Source organism: Nocardia aurantiaca (assembly GCF_009708175.1).
Classification (GTDB): Bacteria; Actinomycetota; Actinomycetes; order Mycobacteriales; family Mycobacteriaceae; genus Nocardia; species Nocardia aurantiaca.
Map to the genome: position 1 here is coordinate 74,054 of NZ_WMBB01000012.1, position 25,386 is coordinate 99,439.

The 25,386-nt window shown below is 67.8% G+C and carries 22 protein-coding genes; 13 read left to right on the forward strand and 9 right to left on the reverse strand.

Annotated elements, in window-relative coordinates; genetic code table 11:
• Positions 1 to 128 precede the first annotated feature (128 nt).
• Genes GLP40_RS24645 through GLP40_RS24655 form a run of 3 tightly spaced genes read left to right on the forward strand, consistent with a single transcriptional unit; the run spans position 129 to position 3,277 of the window.
• Positions 129 to 893, forward strand: a complete 765-nt coding sequence (locus tag GLP40_RS24645; RefSeq protein ID WP_154790379.1) for an IclR family transcriptional regulator — start codon at positions 129 to 131, stop codon at positions 891 to 893.
• A gap of 25 nt (positions 894 to 918) precedes the next feature.
• On the forward strand, positions 919 to 2,433 hold the full coding sequence (glpK, locus tag GLP40_RS24650; RefSeq protein ID WP_154790380.1) for a glycerol kinase GlpK: 1,515 nt from the start codon (positions 919 to 921) through the stop codon (positions 2,431 to 2,433).
• A gap of 10 nt (positions 2,434 to 2,443) precedes the next feature.
• Entirely contained in the window at positions 2,444 to 3,277 is an 834-nt protein-coding gene (locus tag GLP40_RS24655) for a DUF72 domain-containing protein (protein WP_154790381.1), read from the forward strand.
• Positions 3,278 to 3,542: 265 nt separating this feature from the next.
• Here GLP40_RS24655 and GLP40_RS24660 read toward each other — a convergent pair whose 3' ends face one another.
• Positions 3,543 to 4,541 carry an acyl-ACP desaturase gene (locus tag GLP40_RS24660; protein WP_328290609.1) on the reverse strand — a complete coding sequence of 333 codons (999 nt, stop codon included), beginning with the start codon at positions 4,539 to 4,541 and terminating at the stop codon, positions 3,543 to 3,545.
• Positions 4,542 to 4,842: 301 nt separating this feature from the next.
• Between GLP40_RS24660 and GLP40_RS24665 the strand changes: the two genes are divergently transcribed.
• Complete coding sequence (locus tag GLP40_RS24665; RefSeq protein ID WP_154790382.1) at positions 4,843 to 6,087, forward strand: KasA/KasB family beta-ketoacyl-ACP synthase; 1,245 nt, start codon at positions 4,843 to 4,845, stop codon at positions 6,085 to 6,087.
• 163 nt (positions 6,088 to 6,250) lie between these two features.
• Positions 6,251 to 8,131: a long-chain-fatty-acid--AMP ligase FadD32 gene (gene fadD32 / locus GLP40_RS24670; protein ID WP_154790383.1), complete on the forward strand. Its 1,881-nt coding sequence runs from the start codon at positions 6,251 to 6,253 to the stop codon at positions 8,129 to 8,131.
• 116 nt (positions 8,132 to 8,247) lie between these two features.
• On the opposite strand, the gene GLP40_RS24675 is transcribed toward fadD32, so the two are convergent.
• Positions 8,248 to 8,817 carry an NADPH-dependent FMN reductase gene (locus tag GLP40_RS24675; RefSeq protein ID WP_328290610.1) on the reverse strand — a complete coding sequence of 190 codons (570 nt, stop codon included), beginning with the start codon at positions 8,815 to 8,817 and terminating at the stop codon, positions 8,248 to 8,250.
• A 227-nt stretch (positions 8,818 to 9,044) separates the two neighbouring features.
• On the opposite strand from GLP40_RS24675, the gene GLP40_RS24680 reads away from it, so the two are divergent.
• From GLP40_RS24680 to GLP40_RS24690, 3 genes are all read left to right on the forward strand, one after another.
• On the forward strand, positions 9,045 to 10,202 hold the full coding sequence (locus tag GLP40_RS24680) for a lipase family protein (protein ID WP_154790385.1): 1,158 nt from the start codon (positions 9,045 to 9,047) through the stop codon (positions 10,200 to 10,202).
• Between the two features lie 336 nt (positions 10,203 to 10,538).
• Positions 10,539 to 10,859: an NAD(P)-binding protein gene (locus GLP40_RS24685; RefSeq protein WP_154790386.1), complete on the forward strand. Its 321-nt coding sequence runs from the start codon at positions 10,539 to 10,541 to the stop codon at positions 10,857 to 10,859.
• A gap of 2 nt (positions 10,860 to 10,861) precedes the next feature.
• Positions 10,862 to 12,589 carry a GMC family oxidoreductase N-terminal domain-containing protein gene (locus tag GLP40_RS24690; RefSeq protein WP_154790387.1) on the forward strand — a complete coding sequence of 576 codons (1,728 nt, stop codon included), beginning with the start codon at positions 10,862 to 10,864 and terminating at the stop codon, positions 12,587 to 12,589.
• A gap of 289 nt (positions 12,590 to 12,878) precedes the next feature.
• Here GLP40_RS24690 and GLP40_RS24695 read toward each other — a convergent pair whose 3' ends face one another.
• Positions 12,879 to 13,850, reverse strand: coding sequence for an NAD(P)H-dependent flavin oxidoreductase (locus GLP40_RS24695; RefSeq protein WP_154790388.1), 972 nt, complete (start codon positions 13,848 to 13,850; stop codon positions 12,879 to 12,881).
• A gap of 57 nt (positions 13,851 to 13,907) precedes the next feature.
• Positions 13,908 to 15,158 carry an oxygenase MpaB family protein gene (locus GLP40_RS24700; RefSeq protein WP_154790389.1) on the reverse strand — a complete coding sequence of 417 codons (1,251 nt, stop codon included), beginning with the start codon at positions 15,156 to 15,158 and terminating at the stop codon, positions 13,908 to 13,910.
• A gap of 82 nt (positions 15,159 to 15,240) precedes the next feature.
• Here GLP40_RS24700 and GLP40_RS24705 point away from each other — a divergent pair, with 82 nt between their 5' ends.
• Entirely contained in the window at positions 15,241 to 15,912 is a 672-nt protein-coding gene (locus GLP40_RS24705; protein ID WP_154790390.1) for a TetR/AcrR family transcriptional regulator, read from the forward strand.
• On the opposite strand, the gene GLP40_RS24710 is transcribed toward GLP40_RS24705, so the two are convergent.
• The gene (locus GLP40_RS24710; protein WP_154790391.1) at positions 15,875 to 16,768 is read right to left on the reverse strand and encodes an oxygenase MpaB family protein; all 894 of its coding nucleotides are present in this window, start codon (positions 16,766 to 16,768) and stop codon (positions 15,875 to 15,877) included. The two genes, GLP40_RS24705 and GLP40_RS24710, sit on opposite strands and share 38 nt — an antisense overlap.
• Positions 16,769 to 16,901: 133 nt before the next feature.
• Here GLP40_RS24710 and GLP40_RS24715 point away from each other — a divergent pair, with 133 nt between their 5' ends.
• Positions 16,902 to 17,525, forward strand: a complete 624-nt coding sequence (locus GLP40_RS24715; RefSeq protein ID WP_328290611.1) for a TetR/AcrR family transcriptional regulator — start codon at positions 16,902 to 16,904, stop codon at positions 17,523 to 17,525.
• A gap of 101 nt (positions 17,526 to 17,626) precedes the next feature.
• Here GLP40_RS24715 and GLP40_RS24720 read toward each other — a convergent pair whose 3' ends face one another.
• Positions 17,627 to 19,426 (reverse strand): alkyl/aryl-sulfatase, encoded by a 1,800-nt coding sequence (locus GLP40_RS24720; RefSeq protein ID WP_154790392.1) that lies wholly within the window; start codon positions 19,424 to 19,426, stop codon positions 17,627 to 17,629.
• 367 nt (positions 19,427 to 19,793) lie between these two features.
• Here GLP40_RS24720 and GLP40_RS24725 point away from each other — a divergent pair, with 367 nt between their 5' ends.
• Positions 19,794 to 20,336 carry a TetR/AcrR family transcriptional regulator gene (locus GLP40_RS24725; RefSeq protein WP_154790393.1) on the forward strand — a complete coding sequence of 181 codons (543 nt, stop codon included), beginning with the start codon at positions 19,794 to 19,796 and terminating at the stop codon, positions 20,334 to 20,336.
• Positions 20,337 to 20,492: 156 nt separating this feature from the next.
• On the opposite strand, the gene GLP40_RS24730 is transcribed toward GLP40_RS24725, so the two are convergent.
• Positions 20,493 to 20,696, reverse strand: a complete 204-nt coding sequence (locus GLP40_RS24730; RefSeq protein ID WP_154790394.1) for a cold-shock protein — start codon at positions 20,694 to 20,696, stop codon at positions 20,493 to 20,495.
• A gap of 594 nt (positions 20,697 to 21,290) precedes the next feature.
• Between GLP40_RS24730 and GLP40_RS24735 the strand changes: the two genes are divergently transcribed.
• Complete coding sequence (locus tag GLP40_RS24735; protein WP_154790525.1) at positions 21,291 to 21,545, forward strand: MerR family transcriptional regulator; 255 nt, start codon at positions 21,291 to 21,293, stop codon at positions 21,543 to 21,545.
• Positions 21,546 to 21,657: 112 nt separating this feature from the next.
• Here GLP40_RS24735 and GLP40_RS24740 read toward each other — a convergent pair whose 3' ends face one another.
• Positions 21,658 to 22,860 (reverse strand): amidohydrolase, encoded by a 1,203-nt coding sequence (locus GLP40_RS24740; protein WP_154790395.1) that lies wholly within the window; start codon positions 22,858 to 22,860, stop codon positions 21,658 to 21,660.
• A complete protein-coding gene (locus GLP40_RS24745; protein ID WP_196054774.1) occupies positions 22,857 to 24,095 on the reverse strand; it encodes an MFS transporter in 1,239 nt (412 codons plus the stop codon). The genes GLP40_RS24740 and GLP40_RS24745 overlap by 4 nt, the downstream gene beginning before the upstream one ends.
• Before the next feature lie 49 nt (positions 24,096 to 24,144).
• On the opposite strand from GLP40_RS24745, the gene GLP40_RS24750 reads away from it, so the two are divergent.
• On the forward strand, positions 24,145 to 25,227 hold the full coding sequence (locus GLP40_RS24750; protein ID WP_196054775.1) for an Lrp/AsnC family transcriptional regulator: 1,083 nt from the start codon (positions 24,145 to 24,147) through the stop codon (positions 25,225 to 25,227).
• Positions 25,228 to 25,386 lie beyond the last annotated feature (159 nt).

Sequence of the window (25,386 nt, forward strand, 5' to 3'; positions counted from 1 at the left end):
CCGGGGAGGCGGCGGGCGGGCGGTGGACCGGTACCGGCCGCGCCCGACGTCCACGCTACGAAGCGGCCTCGCCCGATGACAGAAGAAGCGTTCGACAATGCCGAACGGTTTGCTGATAGATTACGGCCATGCCAGGTCCGATTCAGTCGATCGAGCGCGCCGCGGCCATACTGCGGCTGCTCGCGCGTGGGTCCGGGCGTATGGGAGTGGGGGAGATCGCCGCGGCGCTGGGGCTGGCCAAGCCGACCGCGCACGGCATCCTGCGGACGCTGCAGGGGGTCGGGTTCGTCGATCAGGATCAGGTGACGGGCAAATACCGGCTGAGTCCGGCCCTCCAAGATCTCGGCGCGGGGCACCTGGACGCCAATGAGCTGCGGTCGCGGGCCATCAACCGGGCCGACGCGCTGGCCGCGCGGAGCGGGGAGTCGGTGCGAATCGCCGCGTCGGTGGACGGGGCGGTCGTGGTGATCCACCACGTCTTCCGGCCCGACAATACCGAGCAGGAATTGGCGGTGGGCGAGCAATTGCCGCCGCACGCGACGGCTCTGGGCAAGGTGCTGCTCGCCTACGACACGAATCTCACCGAGAGCGTCCGCGACGGCGGGCTGCCCGCGATCACACATCGGACCCTCACCGACCCGCCGTCATTGCGGCGGGCCGTCGCCGAGGTTCGACGCACCGGCTGGGCAGGGGATATCGGCGAATACCGTTCCGATGAGGCGAGCGTCGCCGCGCCGATTCGCTCCCGGGGTGGTTTGGTGGTCGGCGCCATCGGTATCACCGGGCCGCTCGATCGTCTCTGCGATGGGCAGCTGCGGTTCCGGCTCCCGCTGATCGCCCAGGTGCGCGACGCGGCCGCCGCGGTCTCCCGGGATCTTGGTGGCGCGCAATGACTTTTCCGAACAGGAGCGGTCTCGGATGACGCAACGCTATGTGCTCGCCATCGACCAGGGCACCACCTCCACCCGGGCCATTCTCTTCGATCAGCGGGCTCGGCTGACCGGGGTAGCGCAGCGTGAACACAGGCAGCACTATCCGCGGCCGGGGTGGATGGAGCAGGACGCGCTGGAGATCTGGCGCAATGTGGAGCGCATCGTGCCCGCGGCACTGCGGGATTCGGGCATCACCGCCGATCAAGTGGCGGCGGTGGGTATCGCGAATCAGCGCGAGACCACGGTGGTGTGGGATCGGAGGACGGGGGCGCCCATGGCGCGCGCCATCGTGTGGCAGGACGTGCGCACCGAGGAGCTCGTCGAGCGGATGCGGAAATCGGCCGGGACGGAACGGATTCGGGAGCTCTGCGGCCTGCCGCTGGCGACGTACTTCGCCGCGCCCCGGCTGCGATGGCTGCTGGATCGCACGCCGGGGCTGCGGGAACGGGCCGAGCGCGGTGAGGTGCTATTCGGGACCATGGAGACCTGGCTCATCTGGAATCTCACCGGAGGCGCCGATGACGGGCTGCACGTGACCGATGTCTCCAATGCCGGCCGGACGCTGCTGATGAACCTGTCCACGCTGGAGTGGGACGAAGAACTGTTGCGGTTCTTCGATATTCCGAAGGCCATGCTGCCGCGGATCGAGCCCTCGACCGGTGAATTCGGCACGGCGCGAAGAGTATTGCCGGGGGTGCGGATCGCGGCGGCGCTGGGCGATCAGCATGCGGCGCTGTTCGGGCAGACCTGTTTCGCGCCCGGCGAGACCGAATGCACCTACGGCACAGGCGGTTTCCTGCTCATGAACACCGGGCGGGAGCTGGTGCGGTCCACACACGGCCTGCTCACCACCATCGGGTACCAGGTGGGGCCGGAGCCGGTATACGCGCTGGAGGGGCCGATCGCGGTGACGGGGTCGCTGGTGCAGTGGCTGCGCGACAACATCGGGCTCATCGCCAGCGCGCCGGAGATCGAAACCCTCGCGGGCACAGTGGAAGACAATGGCGGCTGCTATCTTGTGCCCGCGTTCTCGGGGCTGTACGCGCCGCACTGGCGCAGTGACTCGCGCGGGCTGCTGATCGGGCTCACCTCATATATCACCAAGGGGCACATAGCCCGCGCGGTACTCGAGGCCACGGCCTGGCAGACACGCGACGTGGTGGAGGCCATGAACGCCGACTCCGGACTGCACGCCGGGGCGCTGCGGGTGGCGGGCGGCATGACCTCGGACAACCTGCTCATGCAGATCATCGCCGACGTCCTCGACATACCGGTCATGCGGCCGATCGTGGCGGAGACGGTGTCGCTGGGCGCCGCCTACGCGGCAGGCCTGGCGGTCGGCTATTGGCCGGATCTCGAGGGCCTGCGCCACAATTGGCGCGTCGCGGCGCAGTGGCTTCCACGCATGGATCCGAGCCTGCGCGCCGAAGAGTACGACAACTGGAAGCGGGCGGTGGAGCTTACCTTCGGTTGGCTGCGGCCCAAGAAGTCCTTGACCTAACGTGGCAGGCATGCGGCTCTACGTCGGTTGCGCAATGTGGACACACCCGGACTGGCAGGACAGACCACTTCCCCCGGCCGAACGCCTGCGCACCTATTCCTCCTGGTGCAATGCGGTGGAGGGCAACACCACCTTCTACGCCGTCCCACAGCGCCGCACGGTCGAATCCTGGGCTCGCCAAACCGATCCCGACTTCCGCTTCGTGATCAAGCTGCCTCGCACCATCACCCACGATCGCCGCCTCACCGGCGTCGACGACGAGATGGCTACCTTCCTCGACGCCATCGAGCCGCTGGGCCGCCGCCTGCACTCGCTGTGGGTGCAGCTGCCCGCGGCCTTCACCGACCTGTCCGCCCTCGCCGACCTGCTCGCGGGCCTACCGTCCCGCTACCGCTGCGCCGTCGAAGTGCGCCACCCGGTGTTCTTCGAGAATCCGCGCGCCACAAGCCGACTCGAGGCCATCCTGGCCGCCGCCGGTGCGGAATGGATCCCCTTCGACACCGCCGTCCTCTTCGACGGCCCGCCCGCCAGCCCGGCCGAGTACGAGGCGCGCTCCAAGAAACCCAATAACCCGCGTCGCACGCACGCCCTCACCGACTTCCCCATCGTCCGCTACCACGGCCGCGACGACCTCGCCACGACCGTCGCGGGCTGGCAGCCCTGGATCGACACCACCGTCGCCTGGCTCCGTGAAGGCCGCTCTCCGACCGTCTTCATCCACACCCCCGACAACGCCGCGGCGCGCACCCTCGCCCGTCGCTTCCATGCCGAGGTCCGAACCCGCCTCCCCGACCTCGAGCCCCTTCCCGACCCCGTCCCCACCGACCCCATGACCCTGTTCTGACCCCGCTCCTGACACTCCGGCGCAGCCCGATCGGCGGCGGGACACAGGACGCATGGAACCGATCAGAGGGCGTGACCGCCTTGGTCATTCCGGCCGCCCCTCATCCGCGTCATCCGGCGCGGCTGCTGCTCGCTCTGGCCGCCGCCGGTGCGCGTGTGGTGCTCGGCCCGTTGTCCACCTGATCGCCGCGCTTGTTCCGGCCCGGCGAGCGGCGCATGGCGCAGAGGCCGTCCGGTGTGCTCCCGGCCATGCGCCACCGGAGGACTCAGCTGACGAGGACCGGTGGTCGTCCGGTGCGCCGGGCTTCGCGGGCGAGAGCGCGATCGCGCTGCTCCTCGAAGCGGACCACATCGGCGCGGAGTTTCTCGACGAACTCGCCGAGCCGGTTGCGGCAGTGGTCGCCGACCGCGCCGAAGTCGGTGCGCTCGAAGATGTTCCACTTCTTGAGGTTGGGGAGCAGCACCTCCTCCAGGTGCTGACGCAGGTCGTAGACGCCGTGCTTGGCCATGAGGACGCCGTTGCGGCGGAAGTTGGGCATGCCCAGGCCGGGCATCTGGAAGCCGAGCACGATATTGGTGATGGCCTCCATGGCCTGGTCGGGTGAGAGGTCCAGGGCCGCGGCGCACATGTCACGGTAGAAGATCATGTGCAGGTTTTCGTCCGCGGCGATGCGCTGCAGCATGCGGTCCGCGAGGGGGTCGTTGCACACCTTGCCGGTATTGCGGTGGGAAACCCGAGTGGCCAATTCTTGGAATGTCACGTAAGCGACAGAATGCATGAATCCGGCATCGGCCTGAACGTAGTCCCGATTCGCGTGCTTCTTGATCAGGTGCGCGGAGTTGTATCCGTTGGTCATGTGAATCATCCGGGCCTGTTCCAGCGCCACCGGATCGACGCCCCGGGTGACCACCAGGTAATCGCGAATTACGATGCCGTGCCGATTCTCCTCGGCCGTCCAGCGGCCCACCCAGGTCCCCCAGGCGCCGTCCTGTGAGAAGTTCTCGGCGATTTCTCGGTGATAGCTGGGCAAATTGTCTTCTGTGAGTAGATTAGTGATCATTGCCGCTTTGGCGACCTCGGTGAGCTTCGACTGTTCCGGGTCCCAGTTCACCCCGTTCATAGCTGCGAAGTTGCGACCGAGCTCCCAGGGTACGTACTCGTGCGGGTTCCAGTCCTTGGCCATTGATAGATGACGATTCACATTCTGCTCGGCAATCGGCTCCAGCTCGATGAGCAGCTCCAACTGCGTGAGACTCCTGGCCACGGTTGTGTGCCCTCCCTCGAAATGGCTCGGCGCTGCGTGAATGATGTAGGAGAGAATGCGGCGGATCCGGCGATCGCCGCCCCCGGCGAGAGGGGCTCACGGGATTGAGAAAGGATCCCCGCGTGTCGCTCGATGAGACTGGTCGGCTCCGCCTCGGATAATCTAGCCCAGTTCGCCGAAGATTGTCTCAATACCCGCCGATGCGTTCATGGCCGGGCCCGCTCGCTAGTTCCCAATCAGTCCTTGACAGCCTATGCGGATCGCACACTGGTTCGCCGAAGCATTGCTACGGAGAGTGAACATGCAGACGCTCAACCGCCGCCAGTACCCCAGTGTCGTCGTCACCGCGCTCGCGGCGACCACCGCGCTCGCGGGAGACGTCGACTCGACGTGGAAGGGACTGCTCAACGGGGAGAGCGGGATCGACGTCCTCGAGGACAGCTTCCTCGACGACTTCGGCCTGCCGGTCCGCATCGGCGGCCACTTGAAGACGCCGCCCGCCGATCAGCTCACCAAGGCCGAGGCTCGCCGCCTGTCCTATGTCGAGCAGATGGCGGTGGTGCTGGGCCGCGAGGTGTGGGCCAATGCCGGAAGCCCGGAGGTGGACCAGGATCGGCTCGGCGTCTCCATCGGCACCGGCCTCGGCGGCGCGGAGATGCTCATGTCGGCGCGCGACAAGCTGGTCAACGGCGGTTACCGCAAGGTGGTGCCGCACACCGTGCAGGCCGTCATGCCCAATGGCGCGGCCGCCTGCGTCGGCGTTGAGCTGGGCGCGAGGGCCGGTGTGTCCACGCTCGTTTCGGCATGTTCGTCGGGTTCCGAGGCGATCGCGAACGCCTGGCGCATGGTCGTCATGGGTGATGCCGACATGGTGGTCACCGGCGGCGTGGAGGGTTCCATCCAGGCGCTGCCCATTGCCGCGTTCTCCATGATGCGCGCCATGAGCACTCGCAACCACGACCCCAAGGGCGCCTCGCGGCCCTTCGACCTGGATCGCGACGGTTTCGTTTTCGGTGAGGCCGGTGCGCTCATGGTCATCGAGACCGAGGAGAACGCCAAGGCTCGCGGCGCCACGATCCATGCCCGCATCATGGGCGCTGGCGTCACCTCCGACGGCTTCCACCTGGTCGCTCCCGACCCGGAGGGCACCGGCGCGGCCCGTGCCATGTCCCGCGCCATGGAGTACGCGGGCCTGGCCAAATCCGATGTGGCGCATATCAATGCGCACGCCACCGCCACTCCGATCGGCGATAGCGCGGAGGCGAAGGCCATCAAGCAAGCCGTCGGCAATCATGCCGCGGTATACGCGCCGAAGTCCGCTCTCGGGCACTCCATCGGTGCGGTCGGTGCGCTGGAGTCGGTCATCACCGTCCTCAGCGTGCGGGACGGAATCGTGCCTCCCACATTGAATTTGGAGAACCAGGACCCCGAGATCGACCTCGACGTGGTGAAAGGCCAGGCCAGGCCGGGGAGCTATGACTACGCCCTGAACAACTCCTTCGGTTTCGGCGGGCACAACGTGGCCATTGCCTTCGGCCGCTACTGATCGCCTTCCGTCGCTACCGATACCGCCTTCGGACGTACCGAGTGACGGGGATTCCGGAACCTGCTAGGGTTCCCCACCCTCAGCTACATTCGAGCTTTCGGTGTCGATCTTTGTTCGGTGTCACTGCGCAGTCCTGACGGCTGTGAGTTGAAAAGGATAGGGAATGATCGGCGATACCATCGATGACTATCTGGACGAGCACGGCAACATCAAGATCCCCGACAACCAGACCATGGTCGACCTGGTCGACAAGCACGCCGCGGCGAACGGGGACGAGCTCGCCTACCGCTTTATCGACTATTCCCGCGAACACGACGGCGAGTACCACGACATCACGTGGAATCGCTTCGGCGTCCGGCTGCGCGCCGTAGCCGCCCGGCTACAGCAGGTCACCCAGCCCGGCGACCGCGTCGCCATCCTGGCACCGCAGGGACTCGACTACATCGTGGCCATGTACGCCGCGGTGTATGCCGGCAATATCGCGGTGCCGCTGTTCGATCCGGACGAGCAGGGCCACACCGACCGGCTGTACGCCGTGCTCGCGGACTGCAAGCCCGCGGCCATCCTGACCGTCAGCTCAGCCGCGCTCGGGGTGCGCGAGATCTACAAGCACCTGCCCGCGCCGCAGCGTCCGCGCATCATCGCGGTCGAGGCGATCCCGGACGGCGTCGGGGAGAGCTGGGTGCGGCCGCACGTGCAGATGGACGATGTGGCCTATCTGCAGTACACCTCCGGTTCCACCCGCACCCCGGCGGGCGTGGAGATCACCCACCGGGCGGTGGGCACCAACCTGCTGCAGATGATCGATGCCATCGGGATCACCGAGAAGGCGCGCGCCGTCACCTGGCTGCCGCTGTTCCACGACATGGGGCTGCTGACGGTCATCCTGCCCACCATCGGCGGCAAGTACATCACCATCATGTCGCCGAGCGCCTTCGTGCGCCGGCCCTACCGCTGGATCAAGGAGCTGGCAGCCCAGGAGGACGGCGCCGAGATCTTCGCCGCCGCACCGAATTTCGCCTTCGAGCACGCGGCGGCGCGCGGATTGCCCAAGCCCGGTGAGGATTTGGATCTGTCCAATGTCATCGGGCTGATCAATGGCAGCGAGCCGGTGTCGGTGAGCTCGATGAAGAAGTTCAACGACGCCTTCGCCCCGTACGGCCTGCCCAAGACCGCCATCAAGCCCTGCTACGGCATGGCCGAGGCCACCCTGTTCGTCTCAGCCACCAGGCGCGAGGACGAGGCCCGCACGGTCTGGGTGGACCGCACGGAACTCAATGCCGGGCGCATGATCGAGGTCGACGAGCACGCGGAAGACGCTGTGGCCCAGGTGTCCTGCGGTTACGTGGCGCTGTCCCAGTGGGCGGCCATCGTGGACCCCGACACCGGTGCGGAGCGTGCCGACGGCGAGGTCGGCGAGATCTGGTTGCACGGTGGGAACATCGGTCGCGGCTACTGGGGCCGCCCGGACGAGAGCCGGGCCACCTTCCACAACACGCTCACCTCCCGGCAGCCCACGAGCCACGCCGAAGGCGCCCCGGCGGACGGGAAGTGGATGCGCACCGGCGATTACGGCGCGTACTACGACGGCGAGCTCTTCATCATCGGCCGTGTCAAGGACCTGGTGATCGTGGACGGCCGCAATCACTACCCGCAGGATCTGGAGTACTCCGCCCAGGAGTCCAGCACCGCCCTGCGCCCGGGTTTCGTGGCGGCCTTCTCCGTCGCGGGGGACCAGCTCCCGGCCGCGACCGGCACGAGCAACGGGGCTGAGCCCGCCTCCGCCGCCGAGCAGCTGGTCATCGTGGCCGAACGCGGCACCGGCGCAGCCAAACTGGACCCGGAGCCCATTGCCGAAACCGTACGGGCGGCCATCGCCAAGCGTCACGGCGTCACCGTCCGAGATCTGCTCCTGGTCCCCGCGGGTTCGATTCCCCGCACCTCCAGCGGCAAGATCGCGCGCCGCGCCTGTAAGACCGCTTACCTGGAGGGCACCCTCCGCGGCGGCCAGCGCCAGCAGGCGTTCCCGGACGAGACCGACTGACCGACTCCGACGGCGAGTGGCACATCGTCGAGCCACGACCTCGCGGATGTGCACTCGGCGTATCGGGTCAGAGCGGCGATGAGGGGATGGACAGCGCGCACAGGCCGCGCGATGGATCAGGTATCGAGGCTTACCGAGGTGGCCGGCTCGGCGAGCTCGGCGGCGTGCGCGGCCAGCGCGCGGGCGGCGGCGTTGAGGCAGCCGCGGACATGCTGATCCGCAACCAGACCATCGGGTCCGATACTGCTCTGTAGCACGGTGATTCGGCCGCACGCCGCCTCCACCAGTTCGGCCCCGACATAGCCGAGTACGGTGCGCAGGGTGGCCACGGCGGCCTCGCCCCGGCCCTCGTAGGCGACATTCACGTAGGCGACCGGCTTCTCGCTGAGATCGGCATTGCCGACCGTCCATTCCAGCAGGTTCTTGAGGCTGCCTGGGATCATGCCCGCGTATTCCGGCGTGCAGAACAGCACGGCGTCGGCTGCGGCGAGCTGCCGGTGCAGGGCCTCGACCGCGGGCGGTTCGGGCTCCTCGCCGGGGACGAAGGCGGGCAGGCCGAGCAGGCCGTCGAACCGGACGGCTTCGAAATCGGACCCGGCGTCTGCGGCGATGGAGCGCAGCGCGGCGGTGTTGGTGGAGCCCTCGCGGGTGCTGCCCGAGATCAACAGGATGCGGGTAATGGTCACGACTGCGGCAACAGGGCTGGGGTCGGGAGTATTTCGAGGTCGCGGGCGCGTTGTCTCATATGCGCCGTCCCAATGGATGGGAGTTGTTGTGACAAGAGGTGTCGCTATCTCCCATAGTGGGTATGGTTTCGCCCAACCGGAATTGTCCCGGACAGCTGACGCCGCCCCTCGGATCCGGTTATGCGACAACTGCATAACGCGAGTGTGTGCAAGAAGGGCAGGCAATGATGACTGCGAACACCAACCGCTTCGACGAGGCGGCGGTCGGTGCCGGATATCCCGGTGCGTTCGAACCCGGCAGGCTGCTGGGCGCCGAACCGATGATCGCGCGCATGCTGCCCGGGATCCGGCTGCCCGCTCGCGCCTGGCGAACCAGCTACACCTCGACCACCGCCACCGGAGCTCCGACGCACGTCACCGGCACCGTGCTGGTGCCGAACACGCCGTGGCGCGGACCCGGCTCGCGGCCACTGGTCGGGTACGCGGTCGGCACGCAGGGTCTGGCGGGCACGGTCGCCGCCGCATCCTGGCAGCTGCGATTCGGGCTGGAATACGAATCGGTCTTCCTCCGCGCCGCCCTGCGTCGCGGCTGGGCGCTCGCGATCACCGACTATCCGGGGCTGGGCACCCCGGGGCTGCACCCGTACGTCATGGGCCGTGCGCTGGGCCCGGCTGTTCTGGACATCATGCGCGCCGCGCGCCGGCTACCCGATGCGGACCTGGATCCCGATGGCCCGCTGGGCATCTACGGCTACTCCGAGGGCGGCAATGCCGCGGGCTGGGCGTTGCAGTTGCAGCCCGACTACGCGCCGGATCTGCCGCTGGCGGGCGGGGTGGTGGGATCGGCTCCGGCCGACATGGTCGACATGGTGCGGTTCCTGGACGGCACCCCCTTCGCATTCCTGCTCTTCTACGGTGTGCTCGGCATCGAAGCCGCGTATCCGGAACTGAATGTGCTGCAACACCTCAAGCCACATGGCCGCGCCCTGGCCGCGCTGTTTCGCCGCACCCACATCGCCGCCGCGGCGATGCTCGGGATCGGCGCGGGCGTGGTCGTGCCCACCAAGGTCTCGACCTTCTGCCACCGGCCGCCGTTCGAAGTGCCCGAGGTAAAGGCCCGCCTACTGGAGAACCGGCTGGGCGGGATCGCGCCCGCCGCACCGGTCCTGGTCGCGGGCGGCACCGGTGAGCAGGTCATTCCCTATCCGCAGGCGGTCCGGCTCGCGGAGGACTGGGAGGCATCCGGCGCTGAAGTCACCATGCGCACCCTGCATGGTCGCGAACACATCGGCGGCGCAATGGCCTTCGCCGGACCGGCCATGCGGTTCCTCTCCGAGCGTTTCACCGAGCAGGCCGACGCTCCGGTGCTGCGCCGCGGCGCGTGATCCTCGCTCGAGGACGGCGAGCGGGGTCGCCGTCACGCCCGGCCCGATGACGGACCACCGGTCGGTGCCGAGTCGCCCGTGGGCGCCGAGTCACGACCATCGGGCGCCGGCGTGACCGGCGCGGGATGGGGACTGTTCGCCAAGGGGACAGCGCAATACAGCAGGTCTGCACTAGGGGGTGCCCGGCGGCTTCGGACAGCGTTGGAATCGGCCTGACTTCATCCCACGGCCCGATTATGGCCGAAAGTATCGATTTTCTGGCCGTGGCTCTGTCATGACCTGATGTGCGCCGGTCGTAGCGTCGAATTCGATCACATCGAGGTGAGAGAGGGACGCATGAGCAGCAGCCCGTCGATCGTCATCATCGGCACCGGCTTCGGCGGCATCGGTATGGCATCGGAGTCGACACGCGCCGGGATCGGTGACTTCGTCATCCTCGAGCGTGGCGGCGATGTCGGCGGCGTGTGGCGCGAGAACACGTATCCGGGTGCGGAGCGCGATGTGCCCTCCCCGCTGTACTCGTACTCGTACTCGTTCGAGCCGAACCCGTCCTGGTCCAAGCGGTGCGCGCCGCAGGCGGATTGCCGTGCGACCCGCCGCCCGAACCCCTCCCAAGACCGGCTCGTCGCGATCGCGCGCACGGAATCCCAGGAGTAACAATGCGATTCGACTACGACGTCCTCGTCATCGGTTCCGGCTTCGGCGGCAGTGTGAGCGCGCTGCGGCTGACCGAGAAGGGCTATCGCGTCGGCGTGCTGGAGGCGGGCCGGCGCTTCGAGGACCATGAGTTCGCGAAGACCTCATGGCGGCTGCGGCAGTATCTGTGGGCGCCGGCTCTGGGCTGCTTCGGAATTCAACGGCTGGCGTTGCTGAAGGACACCTTCATCATGGCGGGCGCGGGCGTCGGCGGCGGCTCGCTGGTCTACGCCAACACGCTTTACGAGCCGCCGGACAAGTTCTACGCCGACCGCCAGTGGGGTCACATCACCGACTGGAAGGACGAGCTCGCTCCGCACTACGACCAGGCCAAGCGCATGCTGGGCGTGACGGCCAATCCGGCGACCACCCCCGCGGATCGCGTGCTGCGAGGTGTGGCCGAGGACATGGGAATCGGCGACACTTACCGGCCGACCCCGGTCGGTGTCTTCTTCGGCGGACCCGGCCGCCGCCCGGGTGAGGACGTACCGGATCCGTTCTTCGGCGGGGCCGGGCCCGGCCGGCGCACCTGCACCCACTGCGGTGAATGCATGACCGGTTGTCGTCACAATGCGAAGAACACCCTGGTCAAGAACTACCTGTATCTGGCCGAAAAGGCGGGCGCCACAGTGCATCCGCTCACCACCGTCACCAATGTGCGACCGTTGAACGGCGGCGGCTACACGGTGGAGACCGTCCGCACCGGCGGCGTGCTCCGGAAGCGGCGTCGCGAATTCACGGCCGAACACGTGATCTTCGCCGCCGCCGCGCTCGGGACCCAGCGGCTGCTGCACCGGCTGCGCGACAAGGGCTCGCTCACCGGGATCTCCGACCGGTTGGGCTATCTGTCACGCACCAACTCCGAGGAGCTGCTCGCCGTGCGCAGCCGTGACGAGCACGCGGATTACACCAAGGGCGTGGCGATCACATCCTCCATCCACCCCGACCACGACACCCATGTCGAGCCGGTCCGCTACGGCAAGGGCAGCAATGCGTTCGGCCTGATGAGCACCTTCATGGTCGACGACGAGGGGGACACGCCACGCTGGCGGCTCTGGGTGCGTGCGGCTCGCCGCCGACCCCGCGACGCTGTCCGGGTGCACAATCCGCGGCACTGGTCGGAGCGCACCATCGGTCTGCTGGTCATGCAGTCGGTCGACAACTCCATCACCACCTACACCAAGCGCGGAGTGCTCGGCCGTCGCATGACCACCAAACAGGGTGAGGGCCAACCCAATCCGACGTGGGTCCCCGCCGGACACGAGGTCGCGCGCCGCGTCGCCGAGGCCATCGACGGTATCCCTCTCGGCGCCATCTCCAGCATTCTGAAAATTCCCATGACCGGACACTTCCTGGGCGGCTGCGCCATCGGTGACTCGCCGTCCACCGGCGTCGTCGACGCCTACCACCGCCTCTACGGTCACCCCGGCCTGCACATCATCGACGGCTCGACCATCTCCGCCAACCTCGGCGTCAACCCGTCGCTCACCATCACCGCCCAGGCCGAACGCGCACTCTCGTTGTGGCCCAACAAGGGTGAGCCCGACCCCCGCCCGGAGCTGGGCTCGGACTACCGGCGCATAACCCCGATCCCACCCCGTCACCCCGTCGTCCCGCCCACGGCGCCGGCGGCTCTACGGCTCCCGCTGGTCGGCTTCAACGAGAGCCCGAACGCGCACGCGGACAACTGATCCGGCTGCCCCGATCGATGGGTGAAGGCTCGTCCTGTGCTCGTGCGGTGCCGACCGATCGAACCCCCGGAGGCTCTGCGACTGCCGATGGTGGACATCGCGGCCCCGCGGATCCCGCGGGGACCTGACTCCGGATCGCGAGAGGGTCCGGAAAAGCGCAGGGCGGCGTTCGTATCTCGCCGTCCTGCGCTCGTTGGCGGCAGCGGCTCCGGGGAGAGTCCTCGGGCCGCGAGGCGAAGGGCAGGCGCGAGGTGCGCCCGCCCTTGGCGGCGAGGGGCCGGCGGACCGGTCAGAGCGCGAGCAGGCGGGCCTTGGCCTCGTCGTATTCGCGGATGAGGCGGTCGACCAGCTCGGCGGCCGGACGCACGGCGTCGACGGAGCCGATGCCCTGGCCGGAGCCCCAGATGTCCTTCCAGGGCTTGGCGCCCGGGGTGGTGGATTCGCCGGTGCCGAAATCCATGGCGGACGGGTCGGATTGGGCCAGATTATCGGGGTCCATGCCGGCGGCGGTGATGCTGCCGCGCAGGTAGTTGCCGTGGACGCCGGTGAAGAGGTTGGAGTAGACGATGTCGGCCGCGCCGGAGTCGACGATCATCTGCTTGTAGCCGGGGACGGCGTTGGCTTCGTCGGTGGCGATGAACGCCGAGCCGATGTAGGCCAGGTCCGCGCCCGCGGCCTGCGCGGCCAGGATGGAGCGGCCGTGCGCGATGGCGCCCGAGAGCAGCAACGGGCCGTCGAACCAGGTGCGGATCTCCTGGATCAGGGCGAAGGGGGACTGGGCGCCCGCGTGGCCGCCCGCGCCCGCCGCCACCGCGATCAGGCCGTCCGCGCCGCGTTCGACGGCCTTGTGCGCGAACGTATCGTTGATGATGTCGTGCAGCACGATGCCGCCGTAGGAGTGCACGGCCTCGTTCACATCGGGTCGCGCGCCCAGCGAGGTGATGATGATCGGCACCTGGTGTTCGACGATCGTGGCCAGGTCTTCCTCCAGCCGGTCATTGCTCTTGTGCACGATCAGGTTCACCGCGTACGGCGCGGACGGCTGGTCGGGATTGTCGGCGTCGTGCTTGGCGAGCTCCTCGTTGATCCGCACCAGCCATTCCTTGAACAGTGACTGCGGCCGCGCGTTCAGCGACGGGAACGAGCCCACGATGCCCGCCTTGGATTGAGCGATCACCAGCTCGGGGCCGGACACGATGAACATGGGGGAGGCGACCGCGGGCAGGCGCAGGCGCTCGGACAGGATGGGCGGCAGGCTCATTGACCAGATTCCTTCATACAGGGGTTACCCAGGGAACGTTACTCGCCGGTAATAACTTCAGGCGGCGCGGGTTTCGGCCAGCCGATCATGGCGGGCGTAGCTGCGATCCGGATCGTTCATCAGCGCGGCCCGCCGCAGCATGCGCTCGGTGGCCCGGCGGCCCAGCCGCTCACTCAGCCGGGTCGCGCCCGGGATGCAGCGGCGCGGCACCTCGAGCACGCTGTTGACCGCCGCGGTGGCCAGCACCGCCGCCAGGAAGACGCGGCTGTAGGGCATTTCCAGGAAGTCGGAGTTGGTCTTGCCCAGCAGGATTCGGCTGTAGGACACCGAGTACAGGGTGAAGGCCCGGCGCAACATCCGTGAGCGCAGGCCGGGGCCGTCGAAGCCGTAGATCGGGCCGAGCGCGGAGACCAACGCCCGCGACAGCCGCCGCGAATCCTCGTCCGGCAGGAATTCGTAATCCGCCTGCAGCCACAGCAGCCGCCAGGTGTCGGTCTCGTCGGCGGGCAGGATCTCCGGATCGAGCCCGATCAGGTGGCCGACATACCGCCACAGGTGATAGACCGCCGCCTTCTCCTTCTTGGAGAACCGCAGCCCGACCGCATTGCACCCGGCAATCGTGGCCAGCGAGAACAACATCAGCGTGCCGGCGGTCAAAGACTGGTTGAGCGGGTGATCCCACTGCTCGTAATCCCAGTCCGGCCGCCGGTTCATGCCCGCGCGTACTTGGGCGTGCATGATCCGGACCCGAACGGTGTTCTTGAATCCCGGCGCGAATCGCTCCAGTCCGTCCCGTGCGGTCACGTCGACCCACCAGGTCGCGGTCTCGACGACCCGCCGCGGCGCCATGGATTCCGCCGACAGCCCGCCGGTGCCGACCAGCACCTTGCCCGCGCGCGAGGCCAGATAGCCGCCGTTCAGAGAGAACATGGACAGGGCCAGATTGGTCGCCCACGGCCCGACCCGCCCGCTGACCCGCGCGGCCCGGTCCAGCTTGTCCTGGTCCAGCCAGAACGGGACCGAATCGAGGTGCGCGAAAAAGGCTTTCAGCTCGGTGGGCGCGTCCGGCACGGCGTCGATCCCGCGTTCCAGGGCCGTCTCGAACATGGCCCGACCCTGTCCGGTGGGCAGCCGCCCGAACATCTCGACCACGGCGTCGGCCAGTGGATCGCCCATGTGCGCGAACTTGCGGTAGGCCGCCTGTTGCTCAGGGGTCGGGCGGATATCGCCGGGGCCGAGAAGGCGGACCCCGATATTGAACGGGAATTCCCGGAAGATCACCGGATCGGGCAACTCGGAACGCGTCATTGCGTGCCTCCTGGAATGCGCTGAGCCTCTGGTGAAGGACGTCACCAGAACTTTGGTGATAGTCTTCACCAAACCCTCCGGCATGGCAACAGATGAGGCGGAAACCGTGGACGTATCCCGTGGCCGATACGCCGGACTCACGGCGGACGAGCGGCGGACCCAGCGGCGCGAGCGGCTGCGCGAAGTCGCTCTGGAGGTGATCGCGGAGGAGGGCGTCGCCGGGTTGAAGGTGCGCGCGCTCTGCGCCCGTGCCGGGCTCAACGATCGCTACTTCTACGAGACCTACAGCCACACCGACCGGCTGCTCTACGAACTGGTCGACGAGCAGTTGGCCGAGGTCGTCGCCGCGGTCATGGGTGTCATCGCCACCGCGCCCGCCGACACCAGGGTCCGGTTGCGGGCCGTGATCGAGGCCGGTGTCACCGTCATCGCCGATCACCCGGCCCGCCGCCGGCTGGCCATCGATATGCAGACCACCGACGAATTGCGCCGCCGCCGAACCGAACTCGTCGACCTGGTCGCCCGGGTCATGCTCGACCAGGGGCGTGAACTGCTCGGCGACGCCGCCGTCACCGGTGTGCACGCCGAGCTGGCCGCCCGCACGGTCGCCCACGGCGGGCTCGAGATCCTCATCGAATGGCTGCGTGATGAGCTGGACATCGACCGTGCCCAGCTCATCGACTTCCTGGTGGCCATGATCCTGACCGCGGCCGAGATCACCACCACCGTGCAGCGCGAAATGGCCGCTGGCTGAGTCCTTTTTCGGCGGCCCGAATCTTGCGGTAGACGCGCCCGTCGTAGCGCAGCCGCCGGGGAATCAGCGGCCAGGTAGCACGGATCGCACCCGCGAAGACCTGGAAACCGGCCTCGTCCCGGCGGTTCCAGTCGATGCCCAGGATCTCCCGGCCGCGTGGCGGCATGAGCGCCCCGATCAGCCACACATTGAACTGCATGAAGGGGCGACGGATCACCGCCCACACCCATTCCGGGACTCCGGGCACCGGCGGAATGGAGATGGCGGCCGACCGCAGCGCGAAGTCGGTGGTCGCGTTGGCCTCCAACCCCTCGGCGAGCATGCGCTCCCAATACGCCTGGAACTCTTCGTAAGTCCCGAACACCGGCTGCATGGACAGTCCGTAGCGCTCCCACCAGGTGACGCCCTCGGCCCAGAGCTGCTGTTTCTGAGCATCGGTCAGCGGCGTGCCGAAGTGCTCGTTCATGGTCATGACGGCCTCGACGAAGGTGACGTGCGTCCACCAGTAGATGTCGGGATTCAGGGCGTGATACCGCTGCCCGTGGTGGTCCACGCCTTTGATGTCGCGGTGGTAGTCGCGTACGCGCACGGCCGCGCCGGATTCGGGCGGGTCGTAGATCGAGTCCTGGATCCGGGGCACCGAACGCAGCAGGCGGTCCCACGGATCGTCGAAGAAGTTCGAATGCTGTTGCAGCGCCGCGGAAACCGCCGGGTGCATGTTCTGGAGGGTGCCGGAGCGTCCGAAGAACAGATTGAGCCGGCGATCGCCGAAGTACTCCCACAGCAGTGAGCCGGGGCCCAGGGGTGCGCCCGTAGGAATGGTCGTCGGCTGTTCGGTCTCTGCTGCGCTACTCATGTGCACGGCCTCCACGTCATTGGAAACTCCTGCCGATGAGTGCAACACATGATCTCTCTTTGTCGCAAGACGGCGCGACAAATTTTGTCGTCCTGTCGCACCGCGTTAGACTCCCGGTCAGGAGGTGCGCTCGGTGGAATCACCCTTGTCGCTACAGGCCCTGCTCACGGCGGTCGAACCCGACGATGCGGTAGACACGCGCATCAAAGAGGCTGCGCTGGAACAGTTCTCGCTGGTCGGTATTCGTCGGACCAGCGCCGACGACATCGCCAAGCGGGCCGGGGTGAACCGGGCCACGCTCTACCGGCGGATGGGCGGGCGCGAGGAGATCACCCGGGCCGCGCTCACTCACGAGGTGCGCCGGACCCTGGTCGCGATCGAGCAGGGCATCGGTGATATCGCCGATCCGCTGGAACGCCACACCCGCGGGTTCGTCATCACCGTCACGACGCTGCGCGATCATCCGCTGCTGCGCCGGCTCTTCGCGGTGGACCGCGACGAGGTGCTGGGCTGGCTCACCCTCGAGGCCGGAGAGATCCTGCGCATCGCGACCGAGTTCGTGACCGTGCAGGTGAACGCGGGTCGTGCCCAGCTCGGGCTGGACGCGGGCGAGCAATCGGAGTTCTACGCCACCACCATCGTGCGGCTCATCCACTCCTTGGTGCTGACGCCGGATGCGCCGCCGCTGCTGGACTCCGAGGAACGGCTGCGCGATTACGCGGTCCGCTATCTCCAGCCGCTGCTGACCGCGCCCTGACGGTATCCGTGTTGGGTGAATCCCGCTGTGGCCCAGCAATGTCCGGACCACGGCAATGTCCGGACCACGGCGATCACCGAGGCGGTCCGGAGGTGTCCGGGTCAGGGCAGGACGATCGTGAAATTCGGATCGGCCTTGTCGAGCAGGCCGGTGAGCCGCCGCCACACTCCGGTATCGCCCTTGGTCTGCAGGCCGTCGAACGAACCCGTGGCCATCAATTGGAGCAGGCCGAGCTTGGTGAGGGTGATGTCGAGATCGGCATCGCGCGTGCGGGTCGCCGGGTGGTGAATGAGCGCGCCGTTACTGAGTTCCATGTGGTAGTTCTCGCCGCTGTCGGTGAAATGCCACGCGATGCTGAACTTTTCGGCCCATGCCTGTGGGCCGACGATATTCAGCGAGAGCGTGTCGAACAACTGGGTGGTGCTCATGGCGAGCGCCACCGCCTGGCTGGCCGATATCGGGGTGGGCGAGACGCCCTGCAGGAGTTCCTGCGCGCCGGTGAGGAAACAGTTGCGCCAGGTGGCGTTCTCGGAGCCGAACCCGAGTTTCTCGAACACCTCGGCCAAGCTCTGCTTGGCTCCGGCGTGCGAGGGATCGGCGAAGACCGCGTGGCTGCCGAGTTCGGCCGCGAAGCGCAGGTCGCCCTTGTCCGCGAATTCCTTCACCTTGGCGACGGTCGCGTCGATACCGCCGAGCAGTTCTACGTAGCGCGCGCCCTGCGCCCGCGGCGGGTGCTGCCACAGATGCGCCGGATTGGCGTCGTACCAGCCGAGATAGCGCTGATAGACGGCCTTGACGTTGTGGCTGATCGAGCCGTAGTACCCGCGGTTGTTCCATTGCGCCGCGAGTGCGGGCGCCAGCGGGAAGTCCTCGGCGATCTCGCTCCCGATCTCGCCCTGGTTCATCCGCCGCACCGTCTGGTCGTGCAGGTAGGCGTAGGTGTCGCGCTGCTGGATCAGGAATTGGAGAATGTTGTCCCGACCCCAGATGGGCCAGTGGTGCGAGGCGAAGACGACATCGGCGCGGTCGATGAACATCTCGATGGCCTCGGCGATGTAGCGCGACCACATGCGGGAATCACGCACCTGCGCGCCGCGCAGGGTGAGGACATTGTGCAGTGTGTGACAGGCGTTCTCGGCCATGCACAGCGCATTGCGGTCGGGCAGCAGAAAGTTCATCTCGGCCGGGGCCTCGGTGCCGGGCGTCATCTGGAAGATGATCCCCACGCCGTCGACCTCTTCCTCCTGGCCGGTCGCGATGATGTCGAGAGTCGGTGCCAGCAGGCCGAATTCGCCTGCCGAGGCCACCGGGCCCAGGCCCATGCCGACCACACCGCGTGGATTGCGCGGGAGGGTGGCCCCGGAGTAATAGCCGCCGCGCCGCAGCATGGCGGCGCCCGCGTAGACGTTCTCCGAGACCGCGTGCTCCATGAAGTGCTCCGGCGCGATGATCGGCACCGTGGTGTTCTCGTCGACCACGCCGAGCACGCCACCGAAGTGGTCGGCATGCGGGTGGGTGTAGATCACCGCGGTGACCGCGCGATCGCCGCGATTCTCGCGGTACAGGGCCAGCGCCGCCGCGGCGGTCTCCGCACTCACCAGCGGGTCGACCACGATGACGCCGTTGTCGGACTCGATCAGCGTCATATTCGAAATATCCAGGCCGCGAACCTGATACACGCCCTCGCACACCTCGTAGAGACCGTGGATCGCGGTCAGCTGGGACTGCCGCCACAGGCTCGGGACGACGGTGTCCGCGCCCTCGGCTTTGAGGAAGTCGAAGGAATCCGCGTCGTAGGCGACGCCGCCGTTCTTCCCCGGAATCACAGCGGGCGCGAGCCGGGCGATGAAGCCCCGGTCCGCATCGTCGAAATCGGTGCGATCGGCGGGTGCTGCTGTCATGTTCACCTCACTGTTGGTTTTCCGACTGTCGATCCCGTTGGTTCCGAGGTCGAACGGCCTTGGTGACCGGCCCGAGATCTCGGGTGCGGCCTCGACGGTGCCGTTGAGCACGATGACCACCCCTCGAGCCCCTACTCGCACACTGTCCACTCCGCGTTCACCGTCAGCCTCACACGGGGCGGGCGAATGTGCGGCAATTTGAGATAGGTCTGTTGCATATGGATATCGAGGGTGAAATTGGCGGAATTCTGGAATTCAGCTATCTATCGGATACGCAACGTTCCGTTCGGTGTGGCCGCATTGACCCTGGACGAATCCGGTCCCGCATCCCAGGATGAGACCTGATCTTCATCGATGAGGAGTGGGTATGGTGACCGAGCACCGCGTGGACTGGCTGGCGGGTGGCGTGCGGCGGTCGGTCGCCTCCGACCGGATCGTCGGCGTCGCGTCGGAGCTGTTCCAGACGCGCGGGTTCGACCATGTGGGGATGGACGAGGTGGCGCACGCGGTGGGGTGCTCGCGGGCCACGCTGTATCGGCACTTTCCGGGGAAGGCGGCGCTGTTCGACGCGGTCATGGCCAGATCGGCGGTCGGCGTGGCCGAGCGGGTGACGGCGGCGGTGCGGCGCTACGAGGGGTCGCGGCGGATCGTGGAGGCGATACTGGCCTCGGTGGCCGCGGTGCGTTCGGATCCGATGCTGGCCAAGGGTTTCGCGGGCACCCGGGCCGGCGGGGGTGGCGGGGCGTTCGCGAGCTCGCCGGAACTGGGGCGGATCGCGACCCTGCTCACCGGTATCGCGCCGGATGACGAAGCGGCGCAATGGATTGTGCGCATGGTGCTGTCGCTGCTGACCTGGCCGCTGGCCGATGCCGCCAGTGAGAGGCGGATGGTCGAGCGCTTCATTCGCTGAGCTGGGGAGCGGCGCGCCGGAGTGGAGGGTGAGGCCGCGGGACGCGCGGTGGCCGCGAGTGTGCCCCACACCGCGTGCATTGATTCGGTGGCGGGGTCTGGCCTCGGAAAGCAAGAAACCCGCGCGATTCGCGCGGGTTTCCGTGTTCGTCGGCTCCTAGATGACGCGGACGCTCTGGGCCTGCGGGCCCTTCTGGCCTTGGCCGATCTCGAACTCGACACGCTGGCCCTCGTCGAGGGACTTGTAGCCGGAGCCGGAAATCTCGGAGTAGTGGACGAAGACATCCGGGCCGCCCGCGTCCTGCGCGATGAACCCGAAACCCTTTTCGCCGTTAAACCACTTCACACTGCCTTGTGACATGTACTTTTTGTGACTTCCTGTAGCGAGCCGGGCGATCATTGCAACAACCCGTGCTCGGTACCCACCATGCCACACCCTCCCCGCGCGGGGGAATGTGGGTGGTGCGACAGCTCGTCGGCGGTCGGAATCACGGTTGTTCCCGGGCCCCGGCGACACGAAAAATTCTGTAGTGGTGACTGTAGACATTCGCCGTAGTGTGCGGTAACTTCGGTGCCGTTGGAAGTGGAAGAAGTATCCAGATGGCACGGGAGATAATGAACTGCCCGTGGGAGGGAAGCCGGCGGGCGCGACTGCGGGACCAGCACGTACGACGGTCCCGGCGCCCGCCGGAGTGCACGATGAAGTTGAATGGAAAGAATGAAGTAACCCGGTGAGTAGAAGGGAGAAGTTGCCCGTCGGGTTACCCGGAAGCACGTGTGGTGCGGGTGATCGCCGACGTCTTGGTTACATGTCGGAAGACGAAAGTAAATTCCCCCCTTCGACGCCCCGGTGTCCTCATGGCACCGGGGCGTTTCCGCATATGGAGGCAGTACGATTTCTCAACCCCCGACCGTGAACGACAAGTTCGACGACGACGACTACCCCGCCTACACGATGGGCCGGGCCGCGGATCTGCTCGGTACCACCCAAGCCTTCCTGCGCAGCCTGGACGAGGCGAAACTGATCGTCCCGCAACGCTCAGCCGGCGGGCACCGCCGCTACTCGCGCTACCAGCTGCGCATCGCCGCACGCGCCCGCGAACTCGTCGACCACGGCACGCCGCTCGAGGCGGCGTGCCGGATCATCATCCTCGAAGACCAACTATCCGAAGCTCTCGAGCTCAACGCCAAACTCACCCAGCAGGATTGAGCCGGGCATCACGCCTCGCCGGAACCTGCCCCACCATTCCGGATATCGAGTGTCGGCCGGGAACCGTGGACGGATCGAATCGGGTACTCCCGGCTACCACGAAGGCGGGCTCTCAGGGCCGGGTGAGTTCGGCGCGGGTGGCGGTGAGCATGGCGGTGATGGCGGCGGGGAGGGCTCGAGCGGGGTCGGGGGCGAAGCGGGAGGAATGGTTGGAGGGGAAGTGGGGTGGGAGGGCGCCCTCCGACAGCATGTAGGCCTGGTCTGCTTCGGTGAACCGGGCGGGGTCTGTGCCGCCGATGTGCCAGAAGACGGAGGGGGCTTTGGCGGCGGTGCCGAAGGCGCCGAAGTCCTCGCTGCCGGTGATGGGGTTGTCCATGGACATGACGGGGAGGTTGCCGGCGGTGAGGGTGGCGAGCACTCGTTCGGTGTCGCCGGGGGTGTTCTCGGTCACCGGGAAGTGGTCGTAGAACTCGACTTTCGGTTCTTGCGGCGCTCCCGCGGCGGCGGCTTCGGCTTCGGCCATGCGCTGGATGCCCTCGATCATGTGGTTGCGGGAGCTGTCGGTGAAGGTGCGCAGGCTGAGCAGGACCTCGGAGGTGTCGGCGATGATGTTGGGGCGGCTGCCCGCGTGCAGGGCGCCGGCGGTGAGGACCGGGGTCGAGGCGATGGCGGTCCGGCGAGCGGTCAGCGATTGCAGGCGCACCACCAGGGAGGCCGCCATGAGCAGCGGGTCGACGGCGGTGTGCGGCTGCGAGGCGTGACCGCCCTTGCCCAGGAAGGTGATTCGGACCGAGTCGGAGGCGGCCATCAGGGTGCCGGGGCGGCTCAGGATGAGGCCCGCGGGCAGCGGGCTGACATGCTGGCCGAGCACGATGCGCGGATGCGGGAAGCGGTCCAGCAGACCGTCATTGATCATGCCCTGCGCACCCGCGCCGGTCTCCTCGGCGGGCTGGAACAGGGCGACCACGGTGCCGGGCAATGGATTCGCCGACAATTCGGCGCAGGCGCCGAGTAAGGCCGTGACGTGCACATCGTGGCCGCAGGCGTGCATGACGCCGGGCACCGTGGAGGCGTAGTCGAGACCGGTCTCCTCCTGCACCGGCAGCGCGTCCATATCCGCGCGCAACCACACCACCGGACCGGGCCCGCTGTGCAGTACGCCGACAACGCCTGTGCCGCCGACGTTCTCGGTCACCTCCCAGCCGGGCAGGGCGCGCAGCTCATCGGCCACCAGGCGGGCGGTGGCGTGCTCCTCGCCCGACAGCTCCGGATGGGCGTGCAGGTGGCGGTAGACCTGTTGCCAGTGTTCGGTCATGTCAGACTCTCCTTCGACGGGACGGTCGCCGAGGTGCGGCGGGCCAGAGTCCCCCGGAACGCGTCGGCGGTTTGCGGAACCACGGCCGCCGCCAGCAACGCCAGCAGCGGGCCGATGGCCATGGTCTCGAAAGCCGTTGTGTACGAGACATGATCGGTGACGACACCGAAGGCGAGCGGGCTCGCCACGCCCGCCAGTTGCCCGCCGAAGATAATGAGGCCGGTGGCCGCGCCGATGTAGCTGCTCGGCAGCGAGCGCAGCGGCACCGAGAACGCGGGCATGTAGGCCATTCCGGCGACCAGGCTCATCGCCGTGCCCAGCAGCACGAACAGCGGGAACGACTCCGCGCGCGGGAGGGCGAAGAGCATCGCGGCGGTGAAGGCCATGGCGGGAACCACGATCACCCGCGGCCGCCCGCCGATCCGGTCCGACAGCCGGGCGCCGAGCACCACCCCGGCCGCCGCCGCCAGCGTCGTCGGCACCGCGGCGAAGGCGATGCCGGCCATCGAGATGCCGCGCTGCTCGTGCAGAAAGGTCGGCGTCCACGCGGTGACACCCCATACCAGCACGTCGTAGCCGAAGAAGATGACCGCGAAGCCGATCAGCGCGGGGGAGAGCAGGACAGCGCGGCGTTCGGCCTCGGCGCCGACGTTCGCGACCGGAATCTCGTCCCGCGCCAGCGGTTCCGGCATCCACCGCCGCCACGCGAGGATGACCGCGACGCCGAGCACCGAGATGACTCCGAACATCACCCGCCACCCGACCGTGGGCAGCATGACGCCCGCGATCATCGCGGCCAGCAGCAGGCCCGCCGCATTGGACGAGTTGGTCCAGCCCGCCGCGGTCGTGCGCTGTTCGGGCAGGCTGCGCTCCGCCAGCGCCTTGATGGCGGCCGCCGGGAACACGCCCTGCACCAACCCGAACAGGAAGCGGATGGCCAGTAGAACCGCGAAAGACCAGGCGACCGCGGTCAATCCGGTGAAGATCGACCAGGCCGTCAAGCCGACAATGCCGACTTTCAGGGCCCCGTACCGATCCGCCAGCAAACCTCCGGGAATCTGGACGAGCGCGTACGCGATGAAGAACACCGACACCAGCAGACCCTGTTGCGTGTGGTCGAGTCCAAGGTCGTCGCCGATCGAGGGCAGCGCGAAGTTGATCACGGTCCGATCGATGTAGTCGACAACCCATGCGGCGAACAGCAGCAGGATGGTTATCCGGGTGGTGCGTGGCATCCAAGCCCCTTCGCAACGGGAGGAGTGGCTGGGTGCCACACTGGGCCCCATGCCCGAGGATACGGTGGAATCGCCGGATACCGCCATGGAAGGCGGCCGGGTGCCGGAATCCGCCGTGCTGGCGGCTTTCGACGAGCGCGACCTGAATCTGGTGAACGCTCTGCAAATCAATCCGCGGGCCTCTTGGACCCGCATCGGCGCCTCCCTCGGCATGGACGCCACGACCGCCGCCCGGCGCTGGCAGCAGCTCACCGCATCGGGGCTGGCGTGGATCACCGCCTACGCGCCGGAGTTGGCCACCATCGCCTATCTGCGGGTGCGCTGCCGAGCCGACAGGCTGGCCGAGATCTCGGATCGGGTCGCGGCCATGCCCTGCGCCTTCAGCGTCGAACGCGTCACCGGCGGCTTTCCGCTGCAGCTGTCGGTGGCCGTCGAAAACCTCGCGGCCCTGGACGATTTCACCACTCGGGAGCTGGGCGGGCTGCCCGGTGTGGAGGAGATCCGTACCGCGGTGAATCAGCATGTCTATGTCGAGGGCAGCCACTGGCGGCCGCAAGCCCTCGATCCGACACAGCGCACTCTGCTCACCGATCCGGTCGGATCCGCCCCGGCGCGGTCGCGTCCGCGCCCGGGCGACCCCGCGCTGGTACTGGCCCTCGCCGCCGACGGCCGACGCAGTATCGCCGACCTCGCTCGCGACACCGGGCTCACCGAGACCACGGTCCGCCGCCGCATCACCGATATGACCCGCTCGGGACGTCTGGTGCTGCGCTGCGATTTCGCCGAGCAGGCGGCGGGTTGGTCGGTCACCGCCAACTACTGGGCCCAACTCCCCGCGCCCGCCATCGACGCGGTGGGCGCAGCGCTGGCGTCCTGGCCGGAGATCCGGCTCTGCGTCTCCACCGCGGACGACAGCAATGTCCAGCTCATCGCCTGGCTGCGCAACCCCCGTGAGGGCGTGCTGCTGGAAACGCGGCTGCAGCGCGACTTTCCGGACCTGCGGATCACCGAGCGGCAGTTGACGCTGCGCACGATCAAACGCATGGGGCGTCTGCTCAGCCCGCGCGGCCGCGCCGTCGGCTACATCCCCTTCGATATCTGGGGCCGGAAACCGGAACAACCGTCTCGTTGAGGCTCGCCCCACTGCCGACGGGCGCTGTCCGCACCCGGCCCGCGCGATCTTCGGAACCGCGACATGCCCATCTGGGGCTCACGCTGAACCGCGGCAGGCCGCCGATCGTAGATCCGGATGGACCGGCTCCGCGCCGGTAGCCGTCCAGATGCGGTCCGG